The sequence below is a fragment of the Chryseobacterium sp. CBo1 genome (genome assembly GCF_001693475.1).
Classification (GTDB): Bacteria; Bacteroidota; Bacteroidia; order Flavobacteriales; family Weeksellaceae; genus Chryseobacterium; species Chryseobacterium formosense.
In genome coordinates, this window is sequence record NZ_MAUH01000050.1 from 1 (window position 1) to 6,404 (window position 6,404).

The following is a 6,404-nucleotide window of genomic DNA, read 5'->3' on the forward strand; positions in this document are numbered from 1 at the left end:
GGCGCGGCGAAGCCGCGCCGCTGAATCCTAATAGAAATAGCGAGTGCAGAAAGCGGGAAAAAGCTTCTTAAAAAAGTGAGATTGATGCTGGAAGTTTACATGATTGAGAATAGAGATTCTTCACTATGCTTTCGCTTCGTTCTGAATGACAGATTTTCTAGAAAAATCGAGGCTCTTTGAGACTGCTTCGTCGCTTCTGAACTAATTTCGCAGATCTTCAGTCGGTTCGCAATGACATAAAAAAAGACTGCCAAATTTGACAGTCACTTTTAATTTATTTAAAAATATTCCTTAGAATAATTCTTTTCTGATAATGTTCTGACTTCTTTCAGGACCTACAGAAACTAAGTAAACGTTGATTCCCAAATACTTTTCGATAAACTCGATGTATTTCTGAGCATTGTCCGGAAGTTCGTCGTAGCTTCTTACTTTCGTTAAATCTTCCGTCCAACCCGGTAGATCTTGGTAGATTGGTTCGTAATTATATAATTTCTCTGTTGAAGAAGTGAAATAATCGATGATTTTTCCGTCTTCAGTTTTGTAATGCGTTACGATTTTAAGGTTTTCAATTCCTGTAAGGACGTCTAATTTCGTAATCACTAAGTTATTGATTCCGTTGATCATACAAGCGTGCTTTAAAGAAACAAGGTCTAACCAACCTGTTCTTCTTGGTCTTCCTGTTGTTGCTCCGAATTCACCACCGATTTGTCTGATGCTTTCTCCTAATTCGTTGTCTAATTCTGAAGGGAAAGGTCCGTTTCCAACCCTTGTACAGTATGCTTTTGCAACACCGATCAGGTTTTGAAGTGATGTTGGCGGAACACCTGCTCCTGTACAAACTCCTCCTGTAGATGGAGAAGAAGAAGTTACGTATGGATACGTTCCAAAGTCGATATCCAACATTAAAGCCTGTGCTCCTTCGAATAAAACGTTTTTTCCGTCTCTGATTGCTTCATTCAACTCCAGTTCCGTATCAACGATTCTGTCTTGAAGCTGCTTTCCGATTTCTAAATATTCGTTGTAAATTTCTTCAACATTCAAAGTCGGTTTTCCGTAATATTTTTCAAAAAGAGAATTCTTAATTTTTAAGTTTTTCTCGATTTTGTCTCTTAAGATTTCAGGATTCAGAAGGTCGATCATTCTGATACCCACTCTTGCAATTTTATCTTCATAGCAAGGTCCGATCCCTTTTTTCGTGGTTCCGATTTGCGTTCCTCCATGCTCTTCTTCACGGTAAGTATCCAAAAGAATGTGGTAAGGCATGATGACATGCGCTCTTCTGCTGATAAAAATGTGGTCAGTTTTCAAGCCTTTGCTTTCGATCTGATTCACCTCTTTAATGAAAGATTTAGGATTTACCACTACACCGTTCGCAATGATACACTTCCCTTTGCACTGAAGAACTCCCGATGGAAGAAGGTGCAAAACGAATTTCTCATCCCCTACATAAACCGTGTGACCAGCGTTGTCCCCACCTTGGAAGCGTACAACGTAATCCGATTTTGCCGATAAAACATCCGTGATTTTTCCTTTACCTTCATCTCCATACTGAAGACCTACAACTACGTAAGTTGACATATTTTACTTTTATTTTAGATTCATGCAAAATTACTTTTAAAAAATTGGGTGGGCAAATTTGTGGTGGATTTTATTTTTGGGTGGGGTGGAAATCGTGGGGTTAAGCTATATAAATATATAGTTAATAATATTTAATCATAATTTTACTATATTTATTTTAAAAAAACATAACCTATAACAATATAAAATAATGATTCCAAACTCTTTAATTCTTTCTGAAAAGTTAGAAATTCATTATTGGTTTAATGATAATAGCCATACAATTGATGCTATAACTTTAAACAAATCTCAACATGAAATTATTGCTATAATACAGGAAATTTCAAGAGAGTTAGATTCCGAAATATCAATAGAAATTGAACCCTACGCAGAAGGTGGTTTTAAACAAATTTTTAAAGTTTTATCAAAGCAAGAAAGAAAAAACGCAATCATTCTAGGAGCTGTCGTATTAGGAATTGTTACTTCAATAATAGTAACTCCAATTACCAAAACAACAGAAAAGCTGACCGAACATTTTATTGATAAAATTCTTGAGGACAAAGATAAGGTTGCGTCAGACAACAAAAAAGATTCTTTAGAAATTAGGAAAATTGAACTACAAAATGAAAATCTTGAATTACAAAATAAAAAATTAAACCAAGAATTAAATCCAAAGCAAATAGAAGAGGCAAAAGAACAAATAAAAAATGTAAGTAAAAAACTTGAAAATAATATTATTATAAAGAAACGTCGTTCTAACTTCTATGAACAATTAGCCAACTATGATAAAATAGATAAAGTTTCATTTAAAATAGAAGATAATAATAACAATTCTATTTCTGAAAATTTCATAAAAAAACAAAACTTTAATCGATTTATTTTACATTCAGATATTATTGAACCACAAAGCATAAATAATGCTAAAATTGAAATCATATCCCCTGTTCTCAAAAAAGGTTATTATAAGTGGACAGGAATATATAAAAATGAACCAATACCATTCTTAATGAAATCTTCAGAATTCAAAGAATTAGTTCAAAAAGGACAAGTTGAGTTTAAAAACGGTTTTACTATTAATTGTGAATTACAAATTAACAAGAAAATTGACAATGAAGGAATAACTAAAATTACTGGATATGAAGTTTTAAGAGTTGATAGTTATTTTATAAATGATAAACCTGTTGAAACTAATGAAGGTAAAAAACATCGTAAACTAAAAGAAGCAGAAAAACAAATGTTAAAACTGTTTAGATATGAAGATGACGATATATTACCTTTTGAATATTAAACATTATCATTCCACAGAAACCTTTTAAAAACTTAGATTCCTGCGGAATGACAAACAATATAGAGATATTTTATTACTCTTTATTTCAACAAAACCTCACTCCTCATCCCAATCTCCTCCAAAAACACCGCATCATGCGAAATCACCACCAAAGTTCCATGATAATCCTTAATAGAATTCGTCAGAATTTCCACATTTTGAAGGTCTAAATTATTCGTCGGCTCATCGAGAATAATCATATCGGGCGCTTGATTGCTGATGGAAAGTCCACACAGAAGAAGCCGCAGACGTTCTCCGCCACTCAGAACATCGCACTTTTTGTCCCAGGTTTCCTTTCCGAATAAAAATCTTGACAATGAAGTTTTCACTTCAGATTCCTGCAACGCATTATCGTTGAACTGTTGGGCAAAATCATAAACTGTCGTTTGTCTATTAATCAAAGAATATTCCTGATCAATATAAATAGTCTGAAAATCCGATTTAGAAATAGTTCCGACAGAAGGCTGTAAATCTCCCAACAACAGCTTTATCAAAGTCGTTTTCCCCGAACCGTTCGAACCTTTAATCGAAATCCTGTCACCGCTTCGTATTTCAATATTGAGATTTTCTTTCCAAAGATTTTCTTCTTTATATTTAAAATTAATTTCTTCCGCCGAAATCAAAATTTTCCCAGAATGCAGATTCGAATCATTAAAAATTACTTTCATCTGATCGGCATTTCTCACCGACGAACGCAAATCCCGCAAATCACCCGAAATATCATTGATTTTCTCAGCATGAATTCCTTTTAACTTAGACGAATTTTTTTCAGCATTATTCCGAAGTGTATTCATCATAATTCTCGCCACACCCGATTTTTCCTGTTTTCCTTTTCCTCTTGCGTCCAATTTTTGCTTTCGTTCCAAGGTTTCGCGTTCCTTTTCTTTTGCCTTTTTCAACGCGCGTTCTTTCGAGTGAATATCATTTTGCAACGCTTCATTTTCGATTTCTTTTTGTTCGGCATAAAAATCAAAATTCCCACCGTAGGTCGAAATTCCCTGATTGCTTAATTCAAAAATCGTATCAACTAAATTCAGCAAAGCTCGGTCATGACTGACAATCACAATCGTCGAATTTGTCTTTTTAATGAAATCATACAACAGATTCCTGCCTTCCAGATCGAGATGATTGGTCGGTTCGTCGAGTAAAATAATTTCAGGCTGATTGATCTGAATTCCAGCTAGAAAGACCTTTGTTTTTTGTCCGCCACTTAGACTTTCCAATGTTTGATTTAAATCTAAATTTTCAAGTTTCCATTGTTGCAAAGCGATTTGACAGCGTTCTTCAATGTCCCAATCGTCATTCAATGCTTCAAAATAAATTTCATCCACTTCCCCATTTGTTATTTTTTGAAGGGCTTCTAATTTTTTATCGATTTTTAAACATTGCGCAATCGTCAGGTCGTTAAAATTTCCAAACATCTGCGGAACATAGAACAAATCACCATGCATATTGACGTTTCCTTCCAAAGGTTCAATTTCGTTAGTAATGATTTTCAGTAAGGTAGATTTTCCCATGCCGTTGCTTCCGACTAAAGCCGATTTTATATGCGATGGTATTATTAAGTTGATAGAATTAAAAAGCAGATTCCCCGCTGGAAATCCAAAGGATATATTTTGTAGAAAAAGCATAATTTCTTTCTTAGTAAAGTTAAAACTGCAATAACATTTCTGTTATTGTTATTAAATCTGAAAGAAATTGTATCCTACATCCTGGTATTTTGGGGTTTATGAGTGGCAAAGTTAAGAAAAAATTCTTGTATTGTATTTTTTATAAACTTTTCAAACTGATGTTGAAAATAGTAGACCACCTCTCCAAAGGAGGGGAATTTTCCTCAAATAAAATTCAGTAAAATCATACCTCAATTTTATCCATCACCTGTCTGAAAAGTCCTTTGATATGATCAATCTCCGATTGATACATTGTTTTTTTACGACAACCAAAATAAAGGGTATTTTCGAGCTTTTTCTCTCCTTCCCAGATGATTTTTACATTACCGTTTTCAACTTCTTCTTTACAGAGAAAATTAGGAATTACCGCCAACCCGTTTCCTCCTTTCAGACAACGAAGGATAGAATTCAGATTAGGAACAATATAATTCGGACGGAAATTTGGTTTATGCCCGAAATTGAGCAACCAAAACTGAAAAAGATGTTCCATATCTCCCGTTGTTCCGTACCATTTTTCCTGTTTCAGCCAGTTCTCGATTTTTTGGGAATCTTTTGTTTTTAAAACCTCATCAAAACTTTCTTTGTCAATATTTTTACCACCAATCAAGACAATTTGTTCGGAAGAAAAAGCTTCGTGTAAGATGTTGGGTGAAGTGCCTTTTTTGGGTGTAATAATTAAATCTAAAATCCCTTTATCCAACTGATCCAGCATTTCTGGATATTCGCCAAAACTGATAATCAGATTAAAATCAAGACTCGAAACATACTGTTCCAAAGTGGTCTGAAAGGTTTCAAAACACATTCCCACACTGATGGTTGGAGTATGTTTTTCTGTAGATTTTTGAAAGTTTTTCTCAACCTCTTCAAGCTTCGTTAAAGGTTCTGAAATGGCATTAAACAAAACCTTCCCTCTTTCGGTTGGTATCATTTTTCTGCCCGTTCTGTCAAATAATTTATATCCGACATAAGCTTCCAACGAGCCCAAATGAAGACTCACTCCCGGCTGAGAAATAAATAAAGAATCTGCCGCTCCCGTTAAAGTTCCGGTTTTGTAGATCGCTTTGAAAGTTCGGTACCATTCTAAATTAACCATGATGCTAAATTTTTTGCCAAAATGATATTTTAATAATAGAGTAATTCACAATTCAACAATATCATTTTTCTGATACAAAGTTACGAAATAATCAGATTACTGATATTTTTTTTTAATTCAATTTTAGATCAAACCTTTCTTCCACAAGCAATTGTCCCCATTGCAGAGATTCTACAGATTCCGTTTTTACAAAACCAACTTTTTCGTACATCGCGATCGCTTTTTGCTGAACGCTGGTCGTTAATAAATACAAATTCTTGTATTTCTTGTCTTTACAATAATCCAGAGCCGTATTCAACAGCTTTTTCCCAATTCCTGTTCCTCTGAACATGGGCAATGTTAAAAACCATCGCAGCTGCGCTTCCTCAGAAGAACGTTGAAAAATAGCCACACATCCGACAATTTGCTGATTGTATTCCGCAAGCCAGATTTTATCATTTTCCGGCGAATAATGTTCTAGAAATTCGGAAAAAGTTTTTATTACATATTTTTCGAAATCCTGACTGTAACCGGATTCTTCGGTGTAAAGCTTACCGTGAAGATGAATCAAATAACCGATATCTCCAGGTTTTAATCCTTCTCTGAATTCAACGTCTTTTGCAAGATTTGCTTTATTATAATCTGGTGATAACCCGTAGTGCATTATAAAAAAAGTTATTCATGTTACAAAAATTTGTAAATTGTATTGACTACCAATCAAATACATTCATGAATAACCTAGATGCAATTTACGATTTTATTCTCACAAAATTGAGAG

The 6,404-nt window shown here is 34.1% G+C and carries 5 protein-coding genes; 1 reads left to right on the forward strand and 4 read right to left on the reverse strand.

The window, feature by feature from the left end:
• Positions 1 to 291: 291 nt before the first annotated feature.
• Positions 292 to 1,578, reverse strand: a complete 1,287-nt coding sequence (locus tag BA768_RS17685; protein WP_065721846.1) for an adenylosuccinate synthase — start codon at positions 1,576 to 1,578, stop codon at positions 292 to 294.
• Positions 1,579 to 1,768: 190 nt separating this feature from the next.
• Between BA768_RS17685 and BA768_RS17690 the strand changes: the two genes are divergently transcribed.
• A complete protein-coding gene (locus tag BA768_RS17690; protein ID WP_065721847.1) occupies positions 1,769 to 2,845 on the forward strand; it encodes a hypothetical protein in 1,077 nt (358 codons plus the stop codon).
• Positions 2,846 to 2,925: 80 nt separating this feature from the next.
• Here BA768_RS17690 and BA768_RS17695 read toward each other — a convergent pair whose 3' ends face one another.
• The 3 genes from BA768_RS17695 to BA768_RS17705 all read right to left on the reverse strand — a co-directional run bounded on the left by BA768_RS17695 (position 2,926) and on the right by BA768_RS17705 (position 6,290).
• Entirely contained in the window at positions 2,926 to 4,515 is a 1,590-nt protein-coding gene (locus BA768_RS17695; protein ID WP_065721848.1) for an ABC-F family ATP-binding cassette domain-containing protein, read from the reverse strand.
• A gap of 223 nt (positions 4,516 to 4,738) precedes the next feature.
• Complete coding sequence (locus BA768_RS17700) at positions 4,739 to 5,647, reverse strand: LysR family transcriptional regulator (RefSeq protein ID WP_065721849.1); 909 nt, start codon at positions 5,645 to 5,647, stop codon at positions 4,739 to 4,741.
• Between the two features lie 112 nt (positions 5,648 to 5,759).
• The gene (locus BA768_RS17705; RefSeq protein WP_065721850.1) at positions 5,760 to 6,290 is read right to left on the reverse strand and encodes a GNAT family N-acetyltransferase; all 531 of its coding nucleotides are present in this window, start codon (positions 6,288 to 6,290) and stop codon (positions 5,760 to 5,762) included.
• Positions 6,291 to 6,404: the final 114 nt, after the last annotated feature.

What these genes read in the sequence shown, in the direction of transcription:
- BA768_RS17685 (WP_065721846.1), bottom strand. Translation starts at nt 1,578, where the DNA reads ATGTCAACTTACGTAGTTGTAGGTCTTCAGTATGGAGATGAAGGTAAA.
- BA768_RS17705 (WP_065721850.1), bottom strand. Translation starts at nt 6,290, where the DNA reads ATGCACTACGGGTTATCACCAGATTATAATAAAGCAAATCTTGCAAAA.
- BA768_RS17700 (WP_065721849.1), bottom strand. Translation starts at nt 5,647, where the DNA reads ATGGTTAATTTAGAATGGTACCGAACTTTCAAAGCGATCTACAAAACC.
- BA768_RS17690 (WP_065721847.1), top strand. Translation starts at nt 1,769, where the DNA reads ATGATTCCAAACTCTTTAATTCTTTCTGAAAAGTTAGAAATTCATTAT.
- BA768_RS17695 (WP_065721848.1), bottom strand. Translation starts at nt 4,515, where the DNA reads ATGCTTTTTCTACAAAATATATCCTTTGGATTTCCAGCGGGGAATCTG.